We start from the raw sequence: 23,237 nt of genomic DNA on the forward strand, positions 1-23,237 counted from the left end.
ACTGCAAACTCAAGTCTAATGATTGATTTGGTGTCATTTGATCCTCTGGTTTAACCAAATATACACTTTTTATTTTAAGTTAGTGCCATTACTCTTGAGAGGGGGCGCGATGGAATTGTGTAATGGCAAGGGTGTGTTCATCAGCGTTTAAGCAATCGGCAGGAGAACACACCCCTCCGCCCCTCTCAAGAGGGGATTCGCACACGCCCTCGCTTTTAATCGTCATTTCCCCTTCAAAGTCCGCCGGATTTTACAACTCGCAATGACATGGTGGACTTGTCATGGCAAGTTATAAAATCCACGGACCCTCAACTGCCGCAAGCGTTCCGCTTGTGGCCCGCATGCAATGTGTCCGTTTATTATCAACAAAAAAAGACCACCTTATAAAGGCAGTCTTTCCTATTGAAAAAGATTAAAGCTTATTAATGGTGCTCGCCATGAATTTCTTCTTCGCGGAACAATTTGGCGCTGAAGAAATCATTGTTCATGCGGGCAATGTTGGTTAGCTTAATTTCTTTAGGACATTCGGCTTCGCAGGCACCTGTGTTGGTACAGCTTCCAAACCCTTCTTCATCCATCTGGGCTACCATTGATTGTACACGGCTGTAACGCTCTGGCTGTCCTTGTGGTAATAAGCCCAACTGGGTTACTTTAGCCGAAACAAATAACATAGCCGACGCATTTTTACATGCCGCCACGCAGGCACCACAACCAATACAGGTAGCGGAGTTGAATGCCTCATCGGCAATTACTTTAGGGATCAGGATAGCGTTACCATCGGTAGTAACACCGGTGTTTACCGAAACATAACCGCCGGCTTGCTGAATCCTGTCAAATGCGGAGCGATCAACAGCCAAATCCTTCACTACCGGGAATGCAGATGCTCTCCATGGTTCAATAGTAATGGTTTCGCCATCATGAAAAGTACGCATGTGCAGCTGGCAGGTAGTAACACCTCTTTTGGGTCCGTGCGGGTGCCCGTTAATATATAATGAACACATACCGCAAATACCTTCGCGGCAATCATGGTCAAAGTTGATAGGCTCATCGCCTTTGTGCGTCAAACCTTCGTTAACCACATCAAGCATTTCCAGGAACGACATATCGGGCGAAATATTTTCGGCCTTGTAGCTCACAAATTTGCCCGCGGTTTGCGCATTTTTTTGACGCCATACTTTAAGCGTCAGGTTCATATTTCCGTTACTCATCTCTCTAAGATTTTGTATCAAGTAGTTAGTATCAAGTACGTGTGTTGTATCAGATATCAAGTCTTTCATTTTCTGTCTTGATACTTGATACTATATACTTGATACTATGCGTAATTTCTTTGCGATAAATGAACTGCTTCAAATACCAATTCTTCTTTGTGTAATTCTTCTGGCTGGTTTTCGCCTTTAAATTCCCAGGCGGCTACAAACGCGAAGTTTTCGTCATCGCGCAATGCTTCACCATCCGGTGTTTGCGATTCAACCCTGAAGTGGCCACCGCATGATTCTTTACGCATTAAAGCGTCATCAACCATCAGTTCGCCCAGTTCAATGAAATCGGCAATACGGCCGGCTCTTTCTAATGAAGCATTCACTTCTTCGTTTTCGCCTGCTACAATCGCGTTTTTCCAGAAATCGGCTTTCAGCGCCTGTATCAAACCTTTGGCTTTGGTTAAACCTTCTTCTGTACGGGCCATTCCGCAATATTCCCACATAATGTGGCCAAGTTCACGGTGGTATTCGTTAGCAGTTTTGGTGCCTTTTAATGCCAATAGCTTGTTGATATAGGCTAACACATCCTTTTTAGTTGCTTCAAAAGCAGGGTGCGAGGTATCTACCTTTTTAGGGCCAAGTTTAGCCAGGTAATCGCCAAGGGTAAAAGGAATCACAAAATAACCGTCGGATAAACCCTGCATCAAAGCAGAAGCACCTAAGCGGTTAGCACCGTGATCGCTAAAGTTACATTCGCCCAAAGCATATAAACCAGGAATGGTAGTGCTCAGGTTATAATCAACCCAAAGGCCACCCATGGTATAGTGAACAGCCGGGTAAATACGCATTGGTTGTTTGTATGGGTTTTCGTCCGTAATCTGGATATACATATCAAACAGGTTACCATATTTTGCCCTAACGGTATCTTCGCCTAAACGCTTGATTGCATCGGCAAAGTCAAGGAATACGGCAAAGCCCGAGCCGCCAACACCTTTACCTTCTTCAACCATTTCTTTGGCGTTACGTGAAGCCACGTCGCGCGGTACAAGGTTACCAAAGGCAGGGTATTTACGTTCCAGGAAGTAATCGCGGTCGTCCTCTTTAACCTGATCGGCTTTGATAGTTCCTTTACGCAATTGCTCGGCAATTTCTACTGTTTTTGGAGCCCAAACACGGCCATCGTTCCTTAACGACTCAGACATCAGCGTAAGCTTTGACTGGTGATCGCCGGTTACCGGGATACAGGTTGGGTGAATTTGGGTATAGCAAGGGTTACCAAAGTAAGCACCACGTTTGTGGGCCCTCCAGGCAGCCGTTACGTTTGAGCCAATGGCGTTTGTTGACAGGTAAAATACGTTGCTGTAACCACCTGTACATAATAGTACCGCATGACCTGCGTGGCTTTCAATAGCACCGGTTATCATGTTACGGGTAACAATACCTTTGGCATGGCCATCAATGGTAACTACGTCCAGCATTTCGGTGCGGGTGTACATTTGTACTTTGCCGGCGTGAATCTGGCGGTTTAATGCCGAGTAAGCGCCTAACAATAATTGTTGTCCGGTTTGGCCACGGGCGTAAAATGTACGTGATACCTGCGAACCACCGAATGAGCGGTTATCCAGCAAGCCGCCGTACTCGCGTGCAAAGGGAACGCCTTGTGCAACACATTGGTCAATAATATTTACAGATACTTCGGCCAGGCGGTGAACGTTACTTTCACGGGCGCGGTAATCGCCACCTTTAATGGTATCATAAAACAAACGGAAAACACTGTCGCCGTCGTTCTGATAATTTTTTGCCGCGTTGATACCACCCTGTGCTGCAATGGAGTGCGCACGACGGGGGCTATCCTGGAAACAAAAAGCTTTTACGTTATAACCAAGCTCGGCCAATGACGCTGCGGCCGACGCGCCTGCCAAACCGGTACCTACCACAATAATGTCGTATTTACGCTTGTTGGCCGGGTTAACCAGCTTCAGGTCAAATTTATGCTTGCTCCATCTGTCGGCTAATGGGCCTTCAGGAATTTTAGCATCTAAACTCATTTCTTTATATTTTATATTAGTGAGTAGTTGAGTGGGTTGATTGAGTTGATTAGGTTGGATTGAGTTAAGTGGTTGATTTAGTTAAGTAATTGATTAAGTTAGTTGGTTTTAAAACCACGCTATGCAACTCAATCTAATCCATTCAACCTAATCTAACTCATTCAACTAAATCTAACTTAATCAACTAAACCTAACCTAATCAACCATTTAACTTAATCAACCTTTAACTACAAAATAGTAATACACCGGCATAGCTGCAAACCCAAGCGGGATGATAACCGCGAAGAACCATGTGCCTACAGCATATACTATTGGCGTATACTTGCGGTGTACCCAACCCAGCGTACGGAACGCGCTCTGGAAACCATGCAGCAAGTGAAACGACAATGCCCCCATAGCGATCACGTAAAATGCTACGTACCACAGATGGCTAAAACTGAAAACTACACGTGCGTGCAAATCTTTAACCCTAACAATTTCTACATTGTTTTCAACAGAAACGGAATGGTTAAAATCGGCAGATACGGGAGTGTAAACAGATTCGGTTGTTTTGTTGGTTGCCAGATCGGTGCGGTACTCTTTAAAGCCCATGGTTTTATCGTTATGGTAACGGAACCAAAAATCGCCCATGTGGATAACGATGAATAACAACAGGATTGAGCCTAAAAGCCCCATGTTTTTTGACGACCATGTAGCATCTGACTTAGGCTGAATAGCATAACCTACCGGACGTGATTTGCGGTTTTTAACCGTAATAATTAATGCGTAAAGTGCATGTACCAGTATAGATAGGTACAGGATATACGCAATAACTTCAATTGGTGCAAAATGTGTAAGAAAGTTGGCATACACATTAAAACCAAAACCATTATCGTTGCTAAACAGCAACAGGTTGCCACCAAGGTGCACTATAATAAAAGTACACAAAAACAAGCCTGTTAAAGCCATGATAAGCTTTTTTCCCAACGATGAGTTGAAGGTTTGTTTGATTTCGCTCATTATGAAAATAGATTTATTTGGCAAAAGTATCCATTATATGGCAAAAGATATAAATGCATATGGCTTATTAGCACCGAAAAAGTTATTTAGAATCAATCTAAGAATTTACACTGCAATTACATACCTATAAGGCCGTAAATGATTTGGTTTGATGGCGAATAATTAGGCAATTGCGATTACCTTATCCTTCAAAACCGCGAAGATCTGGTCTGTTTGCTGGCTGCGGATGGCTACTTTACCTGTGAATTTGCCAAATGACGGCAGTATAGCCTGCTTATTGCCAAACGCGAAGCAAGGCAGCGTAATGCTTTGGCGCGCACGGCCATTTAAATTTACCCCCGGGTGAATGTGTCCGCAAAAAACGTACCCGGCCGCGGTTTGCAGTTGAATATCTGGCAGGGGGTGGTGTAGCATCAAAAATGGACCTAACAGTAATTCATCATGCAGCCGGATATTTAAGCGCTCGTAATGGCTATCGGCAATAATATCGTGGTTGCCTTTTATGAGGATGATCTGTAATTGGGGGAACTGGCTGCGCCAAAGGATAAACCAATCCCAATCGTTATTCATATCGCTATGGAAAAGGTCGCCGAGGAACAGTAGCTTTTCGGGGCGATGTTCGTGGATGAGGTCTGATAGAGTAGCCAGATCGCTTTGCTCCATATCCAGCGGAACTGCAATGCCCGCCTTACGGAAATGCCCCACCTTGCCAAAATGAACATCGGCAATAATTAAAGCTTTTTGCTGCTGCCAGTAAATGGCCTTTTGGGGCAAAAGCAACAGATCCTGTTCCAGTAAATTAAAAGGAGTAGCCGCACTGATCATCATAACAAAAGCAAAGTTAAAAATTTATTTGGGGGGAATAGGGAATGGCTGAATCTAATGCCGAGGCCATCTTTGTTTCAGCACCGCACATGACGGGCGCCGTGTACCCGTATCTTTTTGGAGTTATATCATTAACAAAAAACGTTGTCATTTCGAACGAACCTTGGGGGAATTGCGCGCCGGAGGTGAGGAGAAATCTTGTAAAAGCGGACATTCGACTATACAAAGCGTATAAGATTTTTCGCTTCGCTCAAGAGATAGTTTCTCTTTCGCACCCGGCTCATGCCATTTCTTCGCTCCATCGAAATGACATTTTCTTTTAACAAAAAAGATGTGGATACACAGGTAGCACATGACGGGTGTGATACTGAAAGTTGTTTTCACACTGTTTGTCGGTAATAACTCACCTCCTCAAAATCCTTCACCGCTATATTATTTAACTCGATGCCGAAAGCCCGATGTGCTCAAAATCGCTTCAATTTTACCACCCAAAAGATAGGTGCGCAAACGGATATTGGCAGGTGATCCAAAACAAGTCCAAAGGATGCTGGGAGGATGCAGAAAGGTGTATGAAAGGTAAAGAACGGTATGCTTTTTTTATTTTATGGTTATTGATAATCAGATACTTATAAAAATTCATTTAACAGGTTAACGATAAAATCTAATAAAAAAAGAACACCATTTGGCTGATAAAAATTGACGACGAGTTTTCGTTTTTGTATATTTGTCTGGATGTGTGTTTATACCGTTATATAACCTGGTTTTAAACCGATGCCTGGCGAGCGCTATCGCCGGTAATAATTCCTGTTAATATCTTTCATAAGCCTGTAGCACAAGTTGGTAAGTTGGCGTAATGGTATAAAAGCCAATTTATGAAAACACTTAGCCTGTTATTTTTTTTAGTTGCGTGCCTGGTAATAGCGGGTTGCAAAAATGAAAAAGTTACCCCACAGCAATTGCAGGGAACGTATAAAGGTTCATTCGCGAGTGTGAATACAGCATCGGCCAGCGATAGGTCGGGCTTGCTTGGGGGCAGTGCGCAGGTTGTAATCAGCGGGAATAATTACCAGGGCGGATCAACCGCGGTTCAGCAAAGCAGGGGCAGCTATGTAATAAAAGATAATGCGATTACCTTTACCGATAGCCTGGTACATACAGCCAATTTTAACTGGAGCTTACTGCTAAGCGGTACGTTTAAGCAAAGCACCAAAGGCGACAGCGTGGTATGGACAAAAACTTTGGGGACCTTTAATTTTATCTTTACCCTAAAAAAGCAGTAGTCTTAATGAGTTTGCTGCTAACCTATCCTATTGAATTTTTCCGTCCGCTCGGGGTCTCCTTGAAAAGGGATCCTGAGCCCGGTTGCTAAGTTGTTCGCGTTATGTTTGTGGGGTCTGACTTCATCAGGGCCCTTTGATAGACGGATCCCAGGCGTACGTGACATCTACATAATTCTTATTACTTTTACTGCAACCAATACGGTTTACATGAGTAATACCTTTAACCGCCCCATCCGTGTATTAGTTGCCAAAGTAGGGCTCGACGGGCACGACCGTGGCGCACGCATCATTGCCACATCATTACGCGATGCCGGCATGGAAGTAATTTATACCGGTCTGCGCCAAACCCCCGAAATGGTAGTGAACACTGCCCTGCAGGAAGATGTGGATGCCATTGGTATTTCCATACTCTCGGGCGCTCACATGACGGTTTTTCCTAAGATCATTAAACTGATCAAAGAAAAACAGATGGATGACGTACTGCTTACCGGCGGCGGTATTATCCCTAATGAGGATATGATCGCCTTGAAACAACAGGGGGTGGGCGAGCTTTTCCCGCCGGGGACAAGCACGCAGGATATTGTAAAATATATTACCGAATGGGTGCATGAGCACCGAAACTTCTAAAAATACTACATCATGGAATTTCAAAATCTGCTGATAGTCAATAAAGAACGTATTCAATATATCACCATTAACCGCGAAAGCAAGCTTAATGCGCTCAATAAGGACACCCTTGCCGAACTGCATACTGCGTTTACTGATGCCTTTGCCAATCCCGAAGTAAGTGGTATTATCCTTACCGGTGCCGGCCCAAAGGCATTTGTTGCAGGAGCAGACATTAGCGAGTTTGCTGGTTTAGGCGCGGCAGAGGGTACTGCACTGGCCCGTGACAATCAAAAGCAGGTTTTTGATGTGATTGCTAATGGCATTAAGCCTGTAATTGCGGCTGTAAATGGATTTGCATTGGGTGGAGGATTGGAACTGGCCATGGCTTGCCACATCCGCATAGCATCTGATAATGCCAAAATGGGCCTGCCCGAAGTAACCCTGGGACTGATCCCCGGTTATGGTGGTACGCAGCGACTAACACAACTGGTAGGCAAGGGCAAAGCGATGGAAATGATATTGACTGCTGATATGATAAACGCTGCTGACGCCCTGCAATATGGTTTGATTACCCACGTAACCACGCCGGAAGAGTTGCTTCCAAAAGCCAAAGAGCTGATGACCAAAATAATTTCTCGCGCCCCGTTAGCCCTTGCTGCCGCCATCCGTTCTGTAAACGCCGGTTTAACCGATGGCGTTAATGGTTACGAAACCGAAATAGCAGAATTTGGCAAATGCTTCGGTACCCAGGATTTTGCTGAGGGTGTAGCCGCTTTTTTAGGGAAACGTAAAGCGGAGTTTAAGGGGAATTAATTAGTGAATTATTGAGTTAATGAATTAGTGATTTGAAAATTGCCTTTTTAATTAAAAATCTGATTAATCTGTTTAATCCTGGTTCAGACAAGTGCATTAGGGATAGCAGCGGATACCGGCCTATGTGGTTAAGGCCTGTGTAGTATGAGCGAATAGCCCGGGCCAAAGGCAATGCCATTATTGGATAAAGGATTTTTGGATGAAGGAGCAAGGATCGCTTGGTTCACTGCAACGATAGACCACTGTACCCAGACTTACGAAGTTTTTAAAACTTCGTAAGTCTCTCGTTCCGCCCTCCCATTTTACCTCGTAAATAACAATTATTTTAATCGGAACTTTTACACTTTCTGCTTGTTCAACCCATTTTACGCAGAAAAGCCCATTTTCTGCCGCTAAATCCAATGTTAAGCCAGTGTTAATTCTGACATAAAAAAAGCAATTGTAACGGCATTTTACAATGGGCTGACCATTGTACCCATCGGGTCAGAAAATATATTATTGTTAATCAAACGATTAAATGAACATGACTTTAGGATGAAAAATCATATATGATTTGCTGCTTTAATTTGTCCTGTGCTAAAACAAAAACAACTATCAAAGCACAACAATGGTTATGAAAAATTCATTCAAAATTTCAGCTTTAATTTTAGCTTTTGCCGGATTAGGATTTGGCGCAAAAGCACAAACAGCAACTACTACCACTACAACAACTACTACCACCACAACAGGCGGTATCCGTTACAGCATTGGTGTCGACGCTGGTATCCCGGTTGGTAACTTCAAAGATAACTACAAATGGAACTTAGGCGGTTCGGTACAGGCAGATATCCCGGTTTACAAAAATCAATTGTTTGTAACTGTTAACGCGGGCTACAATAACATATTCGGTAAAAAAGACATTGGTGGTATTGCCGGTGTTGATGCTACCGATTTCCACTTAATCCCGGTTAAAGCAGGTTTAAAATTCTTCCCTATCGAGAATTTCTACATCCAGGGCGAAGCTGGTGCAGCATTTTTGTTAAACAAATCTGATGTTGGTGCTAACAAATCAACCGCGTTTGTTTACGCTCCGCAAATTGGTGTTCAGTTCCCGGTAAGCAAAAGCAGCTTTATTGATGCAGGTGTACGCTATGAAGCTACCACTAAATACGCAACCGGTGTTGACCAAAGCAAAGTGAATTTTATTGGTCTTCGTGTAGCTTACGGTTTTTAATATCGATCCTACATTTACCTGATAAAAGGGGAGGTCATAGTTGGCCTCCCTTTTTGTTTTTGGATATTTTTTTAATTTGTGCACAACTATAATTCAATAAAAACGTATCAATTATTCACAAACTTTGTAACTTAACGCCTTTAATACATTTTACCATCACCTGTTTATAATTGATATGAAGAAAATACTCATCATTGATGATGAAGTTAACGTAGCCTTATTGTTATCTAAGTTTCTAATACGTAACGGCTTTGATGTAAGTACAGCATCAAGTGGTAATGCCGGTATGGAAGCGCTTAAGAGTGGTGAATTCAACCTGGTGCTTTGCGATTTTAGACTGGAGGATACGGATGGCCGCGAAATGCTCAGGAATATAAAAACACAATATCCTAAAACTGGTGTAATTATTATTACCGGCTACTCGGATATAAAGATGGCTGTCGAACTTATTAAAATGGGGGCTTATGACTATATTACCAAGCCGCTGTATCCTGATGAGATCCTGAACACCATTAACAAGGCGTTTGAAACACACTATGCCCTGGTTGAAGAAGCCGGAAATACTACAACTGTAATTGCCGATAAATCAAAAAGCAAGGAAACTAAAAAACAGGGTTTTGCCAGCGAGTTTGTAGCCGGAACGAGCAAAGCATCCAAAGAATTATTAAGACAAATTGAATTGGTTGCGCCTACCAATTACAGCGTGATCATATTAGGCGAAAGTGGTACAGGTAAAGAATCGGTAGCTAAAAGCATTCACTTAAATAGCCCGCGTCACAACCAGCCTTTTATTGCCATGGATTGTGGTTCATTGACCAAAGAGCTGGCCGCGAGTGAATTTTTTGGCCACGAAAAAGGGTCATTTACAGGTGCTTTATATACCAAAATAGGTCACTTTGAAATGGCCAACGGTGGTACCTTGTTTTTAGATGAAGTAGGTAACTTATCATATGAGATCCAGGCTGCCCTGCTTCGCACTGTACAGGAGCGCAAGGTTAAAAGGATAGGCAGCACTAAAGAGATTGATTTGGATGTGCGAATTATAATAGCTACCAACGAGAACCTGCAGGAAGGCATCCAGCGAGGGAAATTCAGGGAAGATCTTTACCATCGATTTAATGAGTTTACCATATACATGCCGCCATTGCGTGATCGTGGAAATGATATTATGCTATTGGCCGAGCATTTTTTAAGAATAGCAAATAACGAACTTGGCCGTGATGTTGATTCGTTTTCGCCCGAGGTAATTGATTGTTTCATGAACTACAGGTGGCAGGGTAATATTCGCGAACTGAAAAATGTGATCAGGAGGGCGGCGTTATTGGCCGAGGATAATGAGATTACCATGAAAGCTTTGCCCCTGGAGATCTCGAACTTTAAAACACCTTCATTTGAGCAATCGTCATATTCATCATTTGCCCATGAAGCACCGGAAGTTAAAGAAAATCGTCATGATCTGAAAAACGCGGCGCTTGAGGCTGAATATGAAACTATTATACGGGTTTTGAGAGAGGTGAATTTTAACAAAACTAAAGCAGCCGAGATTCTTAAAATAGATAGAAAAACATTATATAATAAAATGAAAGCCATCAACCTTAAGTAAAAGATGGATTTGCAAAAACAGGAAAGGGCCCCGGAGGACGAGACCCTGCGCAAACTGAAGCACGATATCAAGAATCAGCTATCAAATATTCATTTGGCTCTTGAGCAATTGAAATACGAATTGCCCGATATGCCCGGGGATAGCTTGTTTTATATAGATATGATTAACACCAGCTCAACCAAAATAAATGACCTGTTGAACAACGCAGGTTAAGCCTGTGTAAAGGGTATGTTCTTTTTTAAAACGCCAAAACTTTTTGGCGTTTTTTTGTTTAATACTGGTAACAGAATAAGGAGATTAAAGTCAAAGGGACGAGGGTCAAAACTTGCTTTTGTCTTAGCTCTTGAATCTAACCTCTTGACTCTATAAGTAAATGTCGGTTTTTAACTATAAGCAGCGTAATAATATCATCCTGGCAAGCATTATTGTGCTTGGTTGTTTTTTACTTTATGCCCTTAGTGGTTTGTTTAGCAGTATACTTGGTGCAGTTGTTTTGTATACCATTTTCAGACCGTTGTATGTAAACCTGGCCGAAAAACGTAATTGGCCTAAGGCCGCAGTAGCCCTCATTATTATTTTCACATCGCTTATTGTTATCGTAATCCCATTTCTTACATTGAGCATTATGGTGGTGGGTAAAATATCAAGTATCGATATCAAATCGTTACCTATTGATCAATGGACATCAAAAATTGACGCCTTTGCGGCTGCAAATCTTAACCAGCCGCATTTTGCCGAAGATACCCTGCAAAAACTGGGTACGTTTGGTACAAGCCTGTTCCCATCTATATTAAGCAGTGCAGCAAGTATTATTTTAACCTTGCTGGTGCTGTATTTTATTTTATATTTTATGCTTACGCAAATGCGTGAATTTGAGGCCGGTTTGCTTAAATATGCGCCTTTCAGGGAGCAACATGCATTAAAGTTTGCAGCAGCCCTACGCGATTCTACCTATTCTAACGTTTTAGGACAAGGTATAATAGCACTTACCCAGGGAATCCTGTTGGCCAATGGCTTCTGGATCTTTGGTATACCCGATCCTATATTTTGGGGGGTAATAGCCATATTTATTTCATTTTTGCCGGTGGTGGGTGCACCAACGTTGTGTATCCCGGCAAGTATTTTGTTGTTTGCGCAGGGGCATAACTGGCAGGGGGTATTATTATTAGCTTACGGGTTGCTGTTTATTGGTAATATTGATAATTTTTTAAGGATGATCATCAATAAGCGTATTGCTAATACACATCCCATTATATCCATCATTGGGGTGTTTATAGGTTTACCCCTTTTTGGAATTTTAGGCTTGGTATTTGGGCCGGTTTTGTTATCTTACTTCCTGTTGTTAATGGAAATTTACGAAACAAACCGGATGGCCGCCGATAGGCTGGAACGAATACGCACAGTGCCGGAAAATTGACACAAACAATGAACTATTTTGTAAACAAAACATAAAAAATAAACAAAGAACAAAAAACTATTTATACAGAAATTGTATACAAATTATACAATTGATGATATTTGGCAAGGTATTAGTATTAATCAATCAAATGTTCAACTTAAAATTATATTACAATGAATGATAACTCAAAAGTAGTTGTTGCATTACTTGCAGGCCTGGCAGCAGGGGCAGCTTTAGGAATTTTATTTGCACCTGACAAAGGTAACGAGACCCGCGACAAACTGACCGAATCATTGAAGAACCTTGGCGACTCGATCAAAGATACTGCCGCGGCCGAAATAGATAACCTGGTAGGGTTAAAAGACAAGGTTGTTGAGAACATTAAATCAAAGATCCGCGGTGCCGAAGAAGAGTATCAGGACGATCTGGAACACGCATAATTTGATAATTACCCGGATAGCTGATGTTTGAATCAGCTACCCGGGATTATAAAATTATTTATAAACACCTATCTATGGAATCTGAAAAAGAAACAAAACCACCATTACCACCCATTATTGATCAGCTAAAAGAATACGCCGAAACGCGTTTTAAACTTTTAAAATACGAAGCTATTGAAGGTAGTACTTCAATTTTGGCCAGTGTGATCACGGATGTAGTGGTGGTAATAAGCATGGTTTTGTGTTTTATTTTCGCCAGTGTTACCTTAGCTTATTTCCTGGCCGATGTACTGCATTCCAACTGGGAGGGCTTTGGATGTGTCGCACTCATTTATTTGATTATAGCCATTATTATAAAATTGAACAAAAGTTCTATCGAAAAGCCATTGGCTAACATCTTCATTCAAAAAATATTTAAAAGGTAAATACCATGGGCTACCAGATAAAAAGTATAAGCGACTTGCAGGACGAAATATTTAGGTTGAGGACAATAGAAACCCAGCAAAGCGTTGCTTTAAAAGCCCGGTTTAGCAGTCCATCGGCTATATTTTCGTCGGTGCTTACTTTGTTCCCTCGTTCGGCTGATAGTGATGGCGTGCGCACTCCCGGTCTTTTTCATCCCGATATTATTAACCTCGTATCGCGGTTTCTGATTCCGCTTACGCTGAATAAAACCATCTTCAAAAAATCTAACTTTATTGTTAAAACATTGGTGGGTTTGGTATCCCAAAAGGCATCACACTATGTTAATGAAGAATCTGTTTCGGGCATTTGGGGTACTGTAAAAGGTATTTTTGAAAAATTTACCAAAAAGAAAGCTAAAGACGATTACAAGCCAGAGCCTTATAAAAAACCTGTCGACGGCCCGGCTGTATAAGCAATTTGCCTCCTGTTATAACTCAATTAACATAAAAAACTATTTTTGCACTTTATTTTAATAAAGTGGGAAAAGATAAGTTAAGGCGATTTGCCGAAATAGATACGTTTAGCAATGTACTGCAGTTAGATGCAGGCAAACCTTTTAAAGGCGAATGGGGTGCCGGGTTTTTCAAAAATAATAACCCGGTTGTTTTAGAGCTGGCCTGCGGTAAAGGTGAGTATACCGTTAACCTGGCCCAGCTATTTCCTGGTAAAAATTTTATTGGCGTTGATTATAAAGGCAACCGCATCTGGCGCGGTGCTAAAACAGCCGTTGAAGAGAATGTACCTAATGTTGCATTCCTGCGGATTCAGATAGAGAACCTGCTGGATTATTTTGCCGATGGCGAGGTAGATGAGATCTGGATCACCTTTCCGGATCCGCAGCCACAATTAAGCCGCGAAAAAAAGCGCTTAACCTCTCCACGGTTTTTAGATAAGTACATTAAAATATTAAAACCATCCGGCTGTGTGAATTTAAAAACCGACAATGATGGTTTACACGCCTACACCGCCGAAAAGATTGAAGAGCTAAAACTCAAGCTACACATCCGTACCGAAGACCTTTATCATTCATCATATGCCGATGAGGTTTTATCGATCAAAACCTATTACGAGAAAAAATATTTGAAGGATAATAAAAACATTAATTACCTTAAGTTCTCTTTTTGCTAAAACGCTAAAAGCTTTAAGCTTTTAGCGTTTATTGGAGAAAAATGTTCAATTAATTTTATGTGCCGTCAGTTGGCTTTAAGCTTTCGGCCTTTAGCTTTCAGCTTAAATGGAGGATATCACCTTTTACGAAAAAGTTTACCAGGTTGCCCGGTTAATTCCCGAAGGCAGAGTAACATCATATGGCGCTATCGCCGCTTACCTGGGTACCAAAGGTTCGTCGCGTATGGTAGGGTATGCCATGCAGGCGGCAGGTAGGATTGAGCCGCCTGTCCCTGCTCACCGGGTGGTAAACAGGCAGGGCTTACTGACTGCCAAATTTCATTTTGGCGGCAACCGCATGCAGGAAATGCTGGAAAGTGAAGGTGTACAGGTAAAAGACGACCAGGTACAGAATTTTAAAAATGTATACTGGGACCCCGGTATTGAACTGGCATTATAGCATCTCCAATAACTCTATCCTGTTGCCAAAAGGATCTATAAAAGAAAAGCGTTCCCTGCCGGGTATTACCGGTTCTTCTAAAAATTCAACATGGTGGCTTTGCAGATGCAGGCGGGCAGCGGCAACATCGGTAACCTCAAAGGCATTGTGCCTTGAGGTACGGGGCATCGCTTCTTCGGTACTTAAATGCAGCTGGATATTGGCAATATTAAACCAATAACCTTTTGAATTGAATTTTGGCCTTTCAATCCGTTGCAGGCCAATAATGTCGGTATAAAATATTCTTGCCTCTTCCAGGCGTTCCGGCAGAACAACTATTTGAAAATGGTCGGCACGTTTAAAGTTGATCATAAGCCCCCTCTAATCTCCCCCTGTAGGGGAGACTTTTTATTAATTTATTTTAATCCTTTTTGCAAGAATAAATTCGCTATCGATTATGCTTTTAAAGCCTCCCTACTGGGGAGGGTTGGGTGGGGCTTTCTACTCATCCTCCGCAAACACCAACAGGTAATTGTTTATATCCTTAATGGTAAATTCGGTAGCGCCGTAAAATGTAGTTTCCAGGCCCCTAACTATCGGCACAAGGTCTTTGATCTCCTCAAAAAATGCCCGGATGTTTTTAAGTTTGATGTATAGTAACATGGAAGCGCCGTCCTGCCGGCTAATATCAGGTAGTTCTTCACCAAGGCTTACAAAGGTTTGAAACATAAAGGTAACATTACCTTTTGCCATCATGGCCCATACCAGGTTGTCGCCGGTTTCGGGCACGGTAACCACCAGGCTAAAGCCCAGCAGCTGGTAAAACTTAATGGTTTCGTTAATATCCTTAACAAAAATGTTGGGCGATAGGCTCTCCATGATTTTTTTAATTACGCTGTAAAAAATGATTTTAAACTCGTGCGATAAAAATAAATATTAATAACTTTAAATACTAATTTATTTAGTAATTGTCGGCTATTTAAAATCGCAATTACAACAAATCAGTAATTCATTAATTCAATAATTAAAAAGTGGGAAAACTAATAGAAGAATTTGATGCTTATCGTACCAAAATGAATGATAGGATCATGGAATCCGCCAATACCAACATTAAACGCTTTTTTGCGCTGGATACAACAAGCTATGCCGACGGAGCCCTTGACGTTAAAACCAAAGAAATGCTCGGCCTGGTTGCCAGTATGGTACTACGTTGCGACGATTGCATTAAATACCACCTGGGTAAATGCTACGAAGCCGGCGTAAAGCACGACGAAATGAATGAGATATTTATGATAGCCAACCTGGTAGGCGGATCTATTGTGATCCCTCATTACCGCAGGGCCGTTGAATACTGGGATGAGTTGAACGAGGTTTAAATTCAAAAGGCAAAAGGATCGCCATGGCGATCCTAACAAAATAAAAAAAGTCAAAAACCATAAAAGATTTTTGACTTTTGAATTTTAACTTTTGAATTATATTAAAGCATTCCACCATCAACAGGGATTACCTGCCCGGTGATGTAGGTTGCCATATCTGATGCCAGGAATACGCAGGCATTTGCAACATCTTCCGCTTCGCCGGCGCGTTTAAGCGGGATAGCGGCTGCCCAGCCCTCTACTACTTTGGGGTCCAACACTTCGGTCATTTCGGTTTTGATAAAGCCCGGTGCTACAACGTTGGTACGGATGTTACGCGAGCCTAATTCTTTAGCCATTGATTTTGAGAAGCCAATAATGCCTGCTTTTGAAGCCGCGTAGTTACCCTGGCCGGCATTACCCTGTACGCCTACAACCGAGCTCATGTTAATAAACACACCATTACGGTTTTTCATCATGATTTTTGAAGCTGCTTTGGTTACGTTGAAAATAGATTTCAGGTTAACGTTCAACACTTCGTCCCATGCTTCTTCGGTCATGCGCATCAGCAAACCATCTTTGGTGATACCAGCGTTGTTAACCACAATATGAAGGGTGCCAAAATCGGCCACGATATCAGAGATCAGTTTCTCGGCCTCGTCAAATTTAGAGGCATCAGAGCGATAGCCCTTAACTTGTGTGCCAAAACTTTGCAGTTCCTGCTCTAAAGCTTGTCCTTTTTCAACAGATGATAAATAGGTAAAGGCTACATTAGCGCCGTGCTCGGCAAATTTTTCGGCTATTTTACGGCCTATTCCTTTTGATGCACCGGTGATAAGTGCGGTTTTTCCTTCTAATAATTTCATTGATGTACTATTTCGGGCGGTGAAGTTAGTTAATTAGTACGAAAGTAGGAAAAGCCCTTTTTTAGTATCAAGTAGTTAGTATCAAGTATCAAGACAGAGTTTTTAACTTTTATATATTGAATAGGAACTGTAAAATTAGTATTTGAAACCACTATTTAGCACCCTATAGCACTTTGTAGTGATGCCTCTCAGACAAGTAATTACGGCCTGTGATTTTTTTTAATTTGTCTTGATACTTGATACTAACTACTTGATACTATTTCACTACCTTTGCGGCTCAAAAAATCGCTGTAAATGAGCCAGTCTGTTCAAATAAAAAATGCTTTAATTTCTGTTTATTATAAAGACAACTTAGAGCCTATAATTTTGGAGTTAAAACGCCTTGGGGTTAATATCTATTCAACCGGCGGAACCGAAACTTTTATCCGCAATTTGGGTGTTGATGTGATTCCTGTTGAAGATCTTACTTCATACCCATCAATCCTGGGCGGTCGTGTTAAAACGCTGCATCCTAAGGTGTTTGGTGGTATTTTAACCCGCAGGGATTTTGAAGGCGACCAAAAACAAATTGCCGAATACGAAATTCCGGAACTTGATTTGGTTATCGTTGATCTATATCCATTTGAAGAAACTGTAAAATCGGGCGCGAGTGCCGAAGACATTATCGAAAAGATCGATATCGGAGGCATTTCTTTGATCCGTGCCGGTGCCAAAAATTTTAAAGATGTGGTGATCGTTGCTTCAAAAAACGACTATGGCATCCTGGAAGACATCCTGAAAACACAGGACGGCGTTACCACAATTGATCAACGCAAGTCTTTCGCGCAAAAAGCATTCAACATTACCTCAAACTACGATACACACATCTTCCAATATTTTAACCAGGAAGAACCACTGCCGGTATTTAAACAAAGCATCCAAACCAGCCAGACTTTACGTTACGGCGAAAACCCGCATCAGAAAGGTACTTTTTATGGTGACTTAGATGCTATGTTCAATAAATTGAACGGCAAGGAGCTTTCATACAACAACCTGGTTGACGTTGACGCTGCCGTTGCTTTAATTGATGAGTTTATATCAGAGCCAACCATCGCCATATTAAAACATACCAATGCATGTGGTATTGCTTCACGTGATACTATCCTGCAGGCCTGGATTGACTCCCTGGCTTGCGATCCCGTTTCTGCCTTTGGTGGTGTGATCATTGCTAATGCCGAGATTGACGCAGCTACAGCTACCGAGATTGACAAAATATTTTACGAAGTATTAATTGCCCCGGCTTATACCGATGAGGCAGTTGAGATTTTAAAAGCTAAAAAGAACCGCATCATTCTGGTCCGTCAGCCTGTTGCATTGCCTGTGACTCAATTTAAAACCTTGCTGAACGGTGTTATTGAGCAGGATAAAGATGCCGTAATTGAAGGGCCGGCACAAATGACCCCGGTTACCAATCGTAAACCAACAGAGCAGGAATTAAAAGATTTGTTTTTTGCCAACAAGGTTGTAAAACATACCAAATCAAACACCATCATATTTGCTAAAAACGGCCAGCTGATGTCAAGCGGTGTTGGTCAAACTTCAAGGGTTGACTCCCTGAAACAAGCCGTGATCAAAGCGAACAGCTTTGGTTTTGATTTGAACGGAGCGGTTATGGCATCTGACGCGTTTTTTCCATTTCCCGATTGTGTGGAGCTGGCTGCCGAAGCAGGTGTTACAGCCGTTTTACAACCAGGCGGATCAATAAATGACAAGCTATCTGTAGCCATGTGCGATGAGAAAAACATCTCGATGGTAACTACCGGCGTGCGTCATTTTAAGCACTAATTTTATAAACACGAATTGCACTAATTATTTCGAATTTCATGAATTAATCAGGCAAGAATTACACTAATTATAACGTAATTTCACAAAGGGATATTTACACGGATTGCAGGTTTAAAAAGTAACAAAAACAGGGGCGGGGATACGAATAGGGGAATTTTGGAGTTATTATAACCAACCTGCATTAATTCGTGAAAATTGTGCAGACAAAACAAGGATTCGTGGAATTCGTGACCTTATATTACTTAACTTTGCAGATTAATTGAAGGAAACATTAGATGGGTTTATTTAACTTTTTTACACAGGAAATTGCTATCGATTTGGGTACTGCCAATACCCTCATTATACATAATGATAAAGTTGTTGTTGACGAACCGTCCATCGTGGCGTTCGACAGGACTACCAACAAAGTTATCGCCATTGGGCGCCAGGCCATGCAAATGGAAGGCAAAACGCACGATAACATTCGTACCGTTCGGCCGCTTAAAGATGGTGTAATTGCCGACTTTAACGCCGCCGAACACATGATTCGTGGGATGATTAAAATGATTAATCAGGGTAAGGGATGGTTTTTCCCATCTTTACGTATGGTTATCTGTATCCCATCGGGCATTACCGAGGTTGAAAAACGCGCGGTGCGCGACTCGGCCGAGATTGCGGGCGCCAAAGAGGTTTACTTAATTCATGAGCCAATGGCCGCCGCGGTAGGTATTGGGATTGATGTGGAAGAGCCTATGGGCAACATGATCATCGATATTGGTGGCGGTACTACCGAAATTGCGGTTATCGCGTTATCAGGTATCGTTTGTGATCAGTCTATCCGCGTAGCGGGTGATAACTTCGACTCGGATATAGTTCAATACATCCGTCGCCAGCACAACATCATGATTGGTGACCGTACTGCCGAGAAAATTAAAATTGAAGTTGGTGCGGCATTGCCGGAGCTTGCAGATCCACCGGCCGATTTTGCAGTACAGGGTCGTGACCTGATGACAGGTGTGCCAAAGCAGATTATGGTATCTTATACCGAAATTGCGCATTGTTTAGATAAATCTATTTCTAAAATAGAGGAGGCGATATTAAAAGCATTGGAAATTACCCCGCCAGAGCTTTCGGCAGATATTTACCAGACAGGTATTTATTTAACCGGTGGCGGTGCCTTATTGCGCGGACTGGACAAACGTGTAGCCGCCAAAACCAAGCTACCCGTTCATGTAGCCGAAGACCCGCTACGTGCTGTAGTACGCGGAACCGGAACCGCCCTTAAAAACATAGGTAATTTTAAATTTTTAATGCAATAAAGAGAATCAAGAATTAAGAGTCAAGAATCAAGATAGCTTCGTTTATTTTCGGTCTTGGCTCTTGATTCTTGACTCTTGATTCTATCCCCAATCTGAAGAACAATGCGTAACCTCTTGGCTTTTATCACTAAGTATAACGCGTTTTTTTTATTTCTGATTTTTGAGGTGAGCGCCTTGCTTATCTATATCAAATACAACTCTTTTCAAAAAGCTACTTTTCTTAATTCGCAAAACCAGGTTACGGGTACTATGTATGCCCAGGTTAGCGAGTTTAAGAGTTACCTACGCTTAAAAGATGTAAATGATAGTCTGGCCCGTGAAAACGCCAAACTACGGGGAATGCTTAAATCGTCATTTTATGTGGATACTGCCGAAAAGCATAAAGTAGCCGATACCGTTTACAAGCAGCAATATACCTACGTTGTAGCGCGTGTTATTAATAACTCAACCAATCAATCCAATAACTATATTACTATAAACCGGGGCAGCAGGGATGGTATTGGTAAAGATATGGGGGTAATTTGCGGGGATGGCGTTGTTGGAATGATAACTGCTGTTTCAGATCATTACTCGGTTATAAAATCATTGTTACACTCAAAAAGCCAGTTTAGCGCCATGCTGGCAAAAGACAGGTCTGTTGGCTCATTTATATGGGGAACGGATCTTAACCCGCGCAAAGGTTTGCTTAGCCTGCAAAACGATGCCAAGCCTACTATGGGCGAAACAGTAGTTACATCGGGTTACTCGCTTTTCCCTACCGGGATTCCTTTTGGTAAAATAACCAACCTGCACGCCAAAGAAGGCGGCTTACTGTTAAATGTAGAAATAGATCTGTCAGTCGATTTTGCAAAGCTGCAATACGTTTATGTAGTTGTTAATAAATATGCACCTGAACAAGCGGGTTTGGAGGCCGTAGAAGTTAAATAATGGGCCGTACTATCATCATCAACGCTATCCGCTTTTTGCTATTGGTTTTTATGCAGGTTTTCCTGCTTAAAAATGTTACTTTTTATAACCTGTCTACCCCTTACTTTTATATCCTGTTTATACTGCTGCTGCCATTTGAAACCCCGAATGCCTTGCTTTTTATATTATCATTTATATTGGGCCTTACGGTAGATGCATTTTACGATACCCCCGGCCTGCATGCTGCTGCCTGCGTAGTGTTGGCGTTAGTACGCATCCTGTTCATCAATATTACAGTACAAAAAGAGGGCTTTGATAACGAACCCGAACCTACGTTAAGCATTATGGGTTTCAGGTGGTTTTTTACCTACGCAACCGTACTTACCTTAGCTCATCATTTTTTCCTGTTAAACCTCGAAGTATTCAGGCTTTCCGAAATACAATACACACTAAGCCGTGTTATTTTAAGTTCTGTATTTACCGTATTTTTAATGCTGATCTCTGGTCTGCTGTTTTTCAAAAGGAAAGAACGTAAATGAATAAATTTTTTGAGCGTAGGTACGTTGTAACCGGTATTTTTATAGCGCTGATCTTAACATTGCTCGGCAGGCTTTACTACATCCAGATAGTTGATGACCGTTACGCCATTTACGCTACCAAGAATGTTATCCGCAGTTTTATCCAATATCCTGCACGTGGTCCCATTTTAGACAGGAATGGCAAGGTATTGGTTCAAAACGAGCCTATTTACGATATCATGGTTACCCCAAAAGATGTTAAACCTTTTGATACCCTGGAATTTTGTAGAATGATAGGTATTGATAAAGCCGGTTTTGATAAGCGCTGGATCAAGGCGATGAAATACTCGCCAACTAAAGAATCAGCTTTTGAAAAACAAGTACCAGTTTCACTTTTTGCTCCCTTACAGGAAAAGATGGGTGATTTCCCGGGCTTTTATATTTTGCCCCGTACAGTACGTACTTACCCCGATTCGGTAGCCGCTCAATTCCTGGGTTATATTGGTGAAGCCCAGGACAGGGATATTGAACGCTCAAAAGGTTATTACCGGCTGGGCGATTATATTGGAATAACCGGGGTTGAAAAAGCCTACGAAAATGTATTGCGCGGCCAGCGTGGTGTTAAAAGCATGATGGTTGATTCGCGCGGAGTGCAAAAAGGTTCATTTGCCAATGGTGCTTTTGATACCGTTGCCCGCACAGGCGAGCGCCTTACATCATCATTAGATATAGAATTACAGAAACTGGGCGAGCAGCTGATGCATAACAAGCTGGGCAGTATTGTAGCCATTGAACCATCTACAGGCGAGATCCTGGCTTACGTAAGCAGCCCTACTTATGATCCAAACCTGATGGTTGGCCGCGAACGTGGCAACAATGCGGCAAAGATGTACAATGATCCTTATAAGCCATTTTTCATCAGGCCTATACAAGCGCAATATCCGCCGGGTTCGTCGTTTAAGCCTTTGAGTGCTTTGATAGCTTTGCAGGAAGGTATCATTTCACCATCAGAAACCTACTATTGCACCGGCCATTACAGAGCGGGCAACCGTTTGGTGCCTTGTAATAACGGTGAAGCTCACGGAACAGTGAATATGGGGCGTGCCGTGGCCGAATCATGTAACGGTTATTTTTCGATGGTGTTTCAGCGCATCCTGGAGCGCTCGGGGGCAAAATATACCGAAGCTGCATTTACCAAATGGCGGGCCAACGTAATGAAGTTTGGTTTAGGTACCCGCCTTGATCTGGATATGCCGGCCGAAAGCCGTGGCAACGTACCAACACCCTTACATTATGATAATGTTTATAAAAAAGGCGGATGGCGCGCAAGCACCATCATTTCTTTGGCCATAGGCCAGGGAGAGCTATTAGCTACGCCATTACAAATGGCTAACCTGGAGTGCACCATTGCCAATCATGGTTATTTTTACAAGCCGCATTTAATTAAAGCCATAGGCACCGAAAACGTAATTAAAGCAGAGTATACCAAAAGAAACTATGTAGGTATCGATTCGCAATACTTTGAGCCGGTTATTAATGGGATGCAGGCGGTGGTTGAGGATGGTACTGCACGCAGATCAAAAATCCCGGGTATTATCATGTGTGGTAAAACGGGTACCGCGCAAAATCCCCGTGGTGAATCCAATTCGGTATTTGTAGCTTTTGCACCGCGCGAAAATCCTAAAATCGCTATTGCGGTAATTGTAGAAAACTCTGGAGAGGGTGCGCATTGGGCCGCGCCAATTGCCAGCTTTATTGTTGAAAAATATTTGAAAGGCAAGGTAACACCGCGCGAATCGGGCTTTACGGTTGATTATTTTGCCAATGCCAATAGGATGCCCGATCTGGCTCTTTACGCCATGGATCTGAAAAAAGAACGTATGCGCGATAGTATCCGTGCTGTAAAACTCGATTCCATCAGGAAATTCAAGGCCGACTCCATCAAAAAAGCGGCTCGCTTAAAAACCGCTGCCAACAATAAACCAGGCGGATGGGGCAGTTTATTAGCAGGAAGGGGGGCTGGTAAATAAC

The 23,237-nt window shown here is 42.3% G+C and carries 25 protein-coding genes; 18 read left to right on the forward strand and 7 right to left on the reverse strand.

Features of this window, described 5'->3' with window-relative positions:
• Positions 1-422: 422 nt before the first annotated feature.
• The 4 genes from FHS10_RS27425 to pdeM all read right to left on the reverse strand — a co-directional run bounded on the left by FHS10_RS27425 (position 423) and on the right by pdeM (position 5,074).
• Entirely contained in the window at positions 423-1,208 is a 786-nt protein-coding gene (locus tag FHS10_RS27425) for a succinate dehydrogenase/fumarate reductase iron-sulfur subunit (RefSeq protein ID WP_259097224.1), read from the reverse strand.
• A gap of 104 nt (positions 1,209-1,312) precedes the next feature.
• Positions 1,313-3,247 (reverse strand): fumarate reductase/succinate dehydrogenase flavoprotein subunit, encoded by a 1,935-nt coding sequence (locus FHS10_RS27430; RefSeq protein ID WP_259097225.1) that lies wholly within the window; start codon positions 3,245-3,247, stop codon positions 1,313-1,315.
• Between the two features lie 216 nt (positions 3,248-3,463).
• A complete protein-coding gene (locus FHS10_RS27435; RefSeq protein ID WP_259097227.1) occupies positions 3,464-4,246 on the reverse strand; it encodes a succinate dehydrogenase cytochrome b subunit in 783 nt (260 codons plus the stop codon).
• 162 nt (positions 4,247-4,408) lie between these two features.
• Complete coding sequence (gene pdeM / locus FHS10_RS27440; RefSeq protein WP_259097228.1) at positions 4,409-5,074, reverse strand: ligase-associated DNA damage response endonuclease PdeM; 666 nt, start codon at positions 5,072-5,074, stop codon at positions 4,409-4,411.
• An 869-nt stretch (positions 5,075-5,943) separates the two neighbouring features.
• On the opposite strand from pdeM, the gene FHS10_RS27445 reads away from it, so the two are divergent.
• From FHS10_RS27445 to FHS10_RS27500, 12 genes are all read left to right on the forward strand, one after another.
• Complete coding sequence (locus FHS10_RS27445; RefSeq protein WP_259097229.1) at positions 5,944-6,351, forward strand: hypothetical protein; 408 nt, start codon at positions 5,944-5,946, stop codon at positions 6,349-6,351.
• A 207-nt stretch (positions 6,352-6,558) separates the two neighbouring features.
• Positions 6,559-6,978, forward strand: a complete 420-nt coding sequence (locus FHS10_RS27450) for a cobalamin B12-binding domain-containing protein (protein ID WP_259097230.1) — start codon at positions 6,559-6,561, stop codon at positions 6,976-6,978.
• A gap of 12 nt (positions 6,979-6,990) precedes the next feature.
• The gene (locus FHS10_RS27455; protein WP_259097231.1) at positions 6,991-7,773 is read left to right on the forward strand and encodes an enoyl-CoA hydratase/isomerase family protein; all 783 of its coding nucleotides are present in this window, start codon (positions 6,991-6,993) and stop codon (positions 7,771-7,773) included.
• A 613-nt stretch (positions 7,774-8,386) separates the two neighbouring features.
• The gene (locus tag FHS10_RS27460; protein ID WP_259097232.1) at positions 8,387-8,986 is read left to right on the forward strand and encodes a hypothetical protein; all 600 of its coding nucleotides are present in this window, start codon (positions 8,387-8,389) and stop codon (positions 8,984-8,986) included.
• A 175-nt stretch (positions 8,987-9,161) separates the two neighbouring features.
• Positions 9,162-10,589: a sigma-54-dependent transcriptional regulator gene (locus FHS10_RS27465; protein WP_259097233.1), complete on the forward strand. Its 1,428-nt coding sequence runs from the start codon at positions 9,162-9,164 to the stop codon at positions 10,587-10,589.
• A 3-nt stretch (positions 10,590-10,592) separates the two neighbouring features.
• Complete coding sequence (locus FHS10_RS27470; RefSeq protein ID WP_259097234.1) at positions 10,593-10,802, forward strand: hypothetical protein; 210 nt, start codon at positions 10,593-10,595, stop codon at positions 10,800-10,802.
• 160 nt (positions 10,803-10,962) lie between these two features.
• Complete coding sequence (locus FHS10_RS27475) at positions 10,963-12,006, forward strand: AI-2E family transporter (RefSeq protein ID WP_259097235.1); 1,044 nt, start codon at positions 10,963-10,965, stop codon at positions 12,004-12,006.
• 155 nt (positions 12,007-12,161) lie between these two features.
• On the forward strand, positions 12,162-12,428 hold the full coding sequence (locus tag FHS10_RS27480) for a YtxH domain-containing protein (RefSeq protein ID WP_091149256.1): 267 nt from the start codon (positions 12,162-12,164) through the stop codon (positions 12,426-12,428).
• A 74-nt stretch (positions 12,429-12,502) separates the two neighbouring features.
• Complete coding sequence (locus FHS10_RS27485; protein WP_259097236.1) at positions 12,503-12,853, forward strand: phage holin family protein; 351 nt, start codon at positions 12,503-12,505, stop codon at positions 12,851-12,853.
• Between the two features lie 5 nt (positions 12,854-12,858).
• Positions 12,859-13,305, forward strand: a complete 447-nt coding sequence (locus FHS10_RS27490) for a hypothetical protein (protein WP_259097237.1) — start codon at positions 12,859-12,861, stop codon at positions 13,303-13,305.
• Between the two features lie 65 nt (positions 13,306-13,370).
• Positions 13,371-14,021, forward strand: coding sequence for a tRNA (guanosine(46)-N7)-methyltransferase TrmB (trmB, locus tag FHS10_RS27495; protein ID WP_259097238.1), 651 nt, complete (start codon positions 13,371-13,373; stop codon positions 14,019-14,021).
• Positions 14,022-14,127: 106 nt separating this feature from the next.
• Positions 14,128-14,460 (forward strand): MGMT family protein, encoded by a 333-nt coding sequence (locus tag FHS10_RS27500; protein ID WP_259097240.1) that lies wholly within the window; start codon positions 14,128-14,130, stop codon positions 14,458-14,460.
• Here the strand turns inward: FHS10_RS27500 and FHS10_RS27505 are convergent.
• Positions 14,455-14,811 (reverse strand): VOC family protein, encoded by a 357-nt coding sequence (locus tag FHS10_RS27505; protein ID WP_259097241.1) that lies wholly within the window; start codon positions 14,809-14,811, stop codon positions 14,455-14,457. The two genes, FHS10_RS27500 and FHS10_RS27505, sit on opposite strands and share 6 nt — an antisense overlap.
• 129 nt (positions 14,812-14,940) lie before the next feature.
• Positions 14,941-15,318 carry a VOC family protein gene (locus tag FHS10_RS27510; protein WP_259097242.1) on the reverse strand — a complete coding sequence of 126 codons (378 nt, stop codon included), beginning with the start codon at positions 15,316-15,318 and terminating at the stop codon, positions 14,941-14,943.
• Positions 15,319-15,470: 152 nt separating this feature from the next.
• Between FHS10_RS27510 and FHS10_RS27515 the strand changes: the two genes are divergently transcribed.
• On the forward strand, positions 15,471-15,815 hold the full coding sequence (locus FHS10_RS27515) for a carboxymuconolactone decarboxylase family protein (protein WP_259097244.1): 345 nt from the start codon (positions 15,471-15,473) through the stop codon (positions 15,813-15,815).
• A 101-nt stretch (positions 15,816-15,916) separates the two neighbouring features.
• Here FHS10_RS27515 and fabG read toward each other — a convergent pair whose 3' ends face one another.
• A complete protein-coding gene (gene fabG, locus FHS10_RS27520; protein ID WP_259097246.1) occupies positions 15,917-16,660 on the reverse strand; it encodes a 3-oxoacyl-[acyl-carrier-protein] reductase in 744 nt (247 codons plus the stop codon).
• Between the two features lie 294 nt (positions 16,661-16,954).
• Here fabG and purH point away from each other — a divergent pair, with 294 nt between their 5' ends.
• The 5 genes from purH (at position 16,955) to mrdA (ending at position 23,236) form a co-directional block, all read left to right on the forward strand.
• Positions 16,955-18,484, forward strand: a complete 1,530-nt coding sequence (gene purH, locus FHS10_RS27525) for a bifunctional phosphoribosylaminoimidazolecarboxamide formyltransferase/IMP cyclohydrolase (protein WP_259097248.1) — start codon at positions 16,955-16,957, stop codon at positions 18,482-18,484.
• 275 nt (positions 18,485-18,759) lie between these two features.
• A complete protein-coding gene (locus FHS10_RS27530) occupies positions 18,760-19,782 on the forward strand; it encodes a rod shape-determining protein (protein ID WP_090651245.1) in 1,023 nt (340 codons plus the stop codon).
• Between the two features lie 102 nt (positions 19,783-19,884).
• Entirely contained in the window at positions 19,885-20,709 is an 825-nt protein-coding gene (gene mreC / locus FHS10_RS27535; protein ID WP_259097252.1) for a rod shape-determining protein MreC, read from the forward strand.
• Positions 20,709-21,227, forward strand: a complete 519-nt coding sequence (locus FHS10_RS27540) for a rod shape-determining protein MreD (RefSeq protein WP_259097254.1) — start codon at positions 20,709-20,711, stop codon at positions 21,225-21,227. The genes mreC and FHS10_RS27540 overlap by 1 nt, the downstream gene beginning before the upstream one ends.
• Positions 21,224-23,236 (forward strand): penicillin-binding protein 2, encoded by a 2,013-nt coding sequence (mrdA, locus tag FHS10_RS27545; protein WP_259097255.1) that lies wholly within the window; start codon positions 21,224-21,226, stop codon positions 23,234-23,236. Before FHS10_RS27540 ends, mrdA begins: the two co-directional genes overlap by 4 nt.
• Position 23,237: the final 1 nt, after the last annotated feature.

This window comes from Mucilaginibacter dorajii, from assembly GCF_024808255.1.
GTDB classification, from domain to species: domain Bacteria; phylum Bacteroidota; class Bacteroidia; order Sphingobacteriales; family Sphingobacteriaceae; genus Mucilaginibacter; species Mucilaginibacter dorajii.

Coding starts and splice junctions, on each gene's coding strand:
- FHS10_RS27490 (WP_259097237.1), top strand. CDS start 12,859: ATGGGCTACCAGATAAAAAGTATAAGCGACTTGCAGGACGAAATATTT.
- FHS10_RS27455 (WP_259097231.1), top strand. CDS start 6,991: ATGGAATTTCAAAATCTGCTGATAGTCAATAAAGAACGTATTCAATAT.
- FHS10_RS27465 (WP_259097233.1), top strand. CDS start 9,162: ATGAAGAAAATACTCATCATTGATGATGAAGTTAACGTAGCCTTATTG.
- FHS10_RS27450 (WP_259097230.1), top strand. CDS start 6,559: ATGAGTAATACCTTTAACCGCCCCATCCGTGTATTAGTTGCCAAAGTA.
- FHS10_RS27500 (WP_259097240.1), top strand. CDS start 14,128: ATGGAGGATATCACCTTTTACGAAAAAGTTTACCAGGTTGCCCGGTTA.
- mreC (WP_259097252.1), top strand. CDS start 19,885: ATGCGTAACCTCTTGGCTTTTATCACTAAGTATAACGCGTTTTTTTTA.
- FHS10_RS27530 (WP_090651245.1), top strand. CDS start 18,760: ATGGGTTTATTTAACTTTTTTACACAGGAAATTGCTATCGATTTGGGT.
- FHS10_RS27485 (WP_259097236.1), top strand. CDS start 12,503: ATGGAATCTGAAAAAGAAACAAAACCACCATTACCACCCATTATTGAT.
- mrdA (WP_259097255.1), top strand. CDS start 21,224: ATGAATAAATTTTTTGAGCGTAGGTACGTTGTAACCGGTATTTTTATA.
- FHS10_RS27505 (WP_259097241.1), bottom strand. CDS start 14,811: ATGATCAACTTTAAACGTGCCGACCATTTTCAAATAGTTGTTCTGCCG.
- purH (WP_259097248.1), top strand. CDS start 16,955: ATGAGCCAGTCTGTTCAAATAAAAAATGCTTTAATTTCTGTTTATTAT.
- FHS10_RS27480 (WP_091149256.1), top strand. CDS start 12,162: ATGAATGATAACTCAAAAGTAGTTGTTGCATTACTTGCAGGCCTGGCA.
- pdeM (WP_259097228.1), bottom strand. CDS start 5,074: ATGATGATCAGTGCGGCTACTCCTTTTAATTTACTGGAACAGGATCTG.
- FHS10_RS27435 (WP_259097227.1), bottom strand. CDS start 4,246: ATGAGCGAAATCAAACAAACCTTCAACTCATCGTTGGGAAAAAAGCTT.
- FHS10_RS27470 (WP_259097234.1), top strand. CDS start 10,593: ATGGATTTGCAAAAACAGGAAAGGGCCCCGGAGGACGAGACCCTGCGC.
- FHS10_RS27445 (WP_259097229.1), top strand. CDS start 5,944: ATGAAAACACTTAGCCTGTTATTTTTTTTAGTTGCGTGCCTGGTAATA.
- FHS10_RS27460 (WP_259097232.1), top strand. CDS start 8,387: ATGAAAAATTCATTCAAAATTTCAGCTTTAATTTTAGCTTTTGCCGGA.
- FHS10_RS27540 (WP_259097254.1), top strand. CDS start 20,709: ATGGGCCGTACTATCATCATCAACGCTATCCGCTTTTTGCTATTGGTT.
- fabG (WP_259097246.1), bottom strand. CDS start 16,660: ATGAAATTATTAGAAGGAAAAACCGCACTTATCACCGGTGCATCAAAA.
- FHS10_RS27430 (WP_259097225.1), bottom strand. CDS start 3,247: ATGAGTTTAGATGCTAAAATTCCTGAAGGCCCATTAGCCGACAGATGG.
- FHS10_RS27475 (WP_259097235.1), top strand. CDS start 10,963: ATGTCGGTTTTTAACTATAAGCAGCGTAATAATATCATCCTGGCAAGC.
- FHS10_RS27510 (WP_259097242.1), bottom strand. CDS start 15,318: ATGGAGAGCCTATCGCCCAACATTTTTGTTAAGGATATTAACGAAACC.
- FHS10_RS27425 (WP_259097224.1), bottom strand. CDS start 1,208: ATGAGTAACGGAAATATGAACCTGACGCTTAAAGTATGGCGTCAAAAA.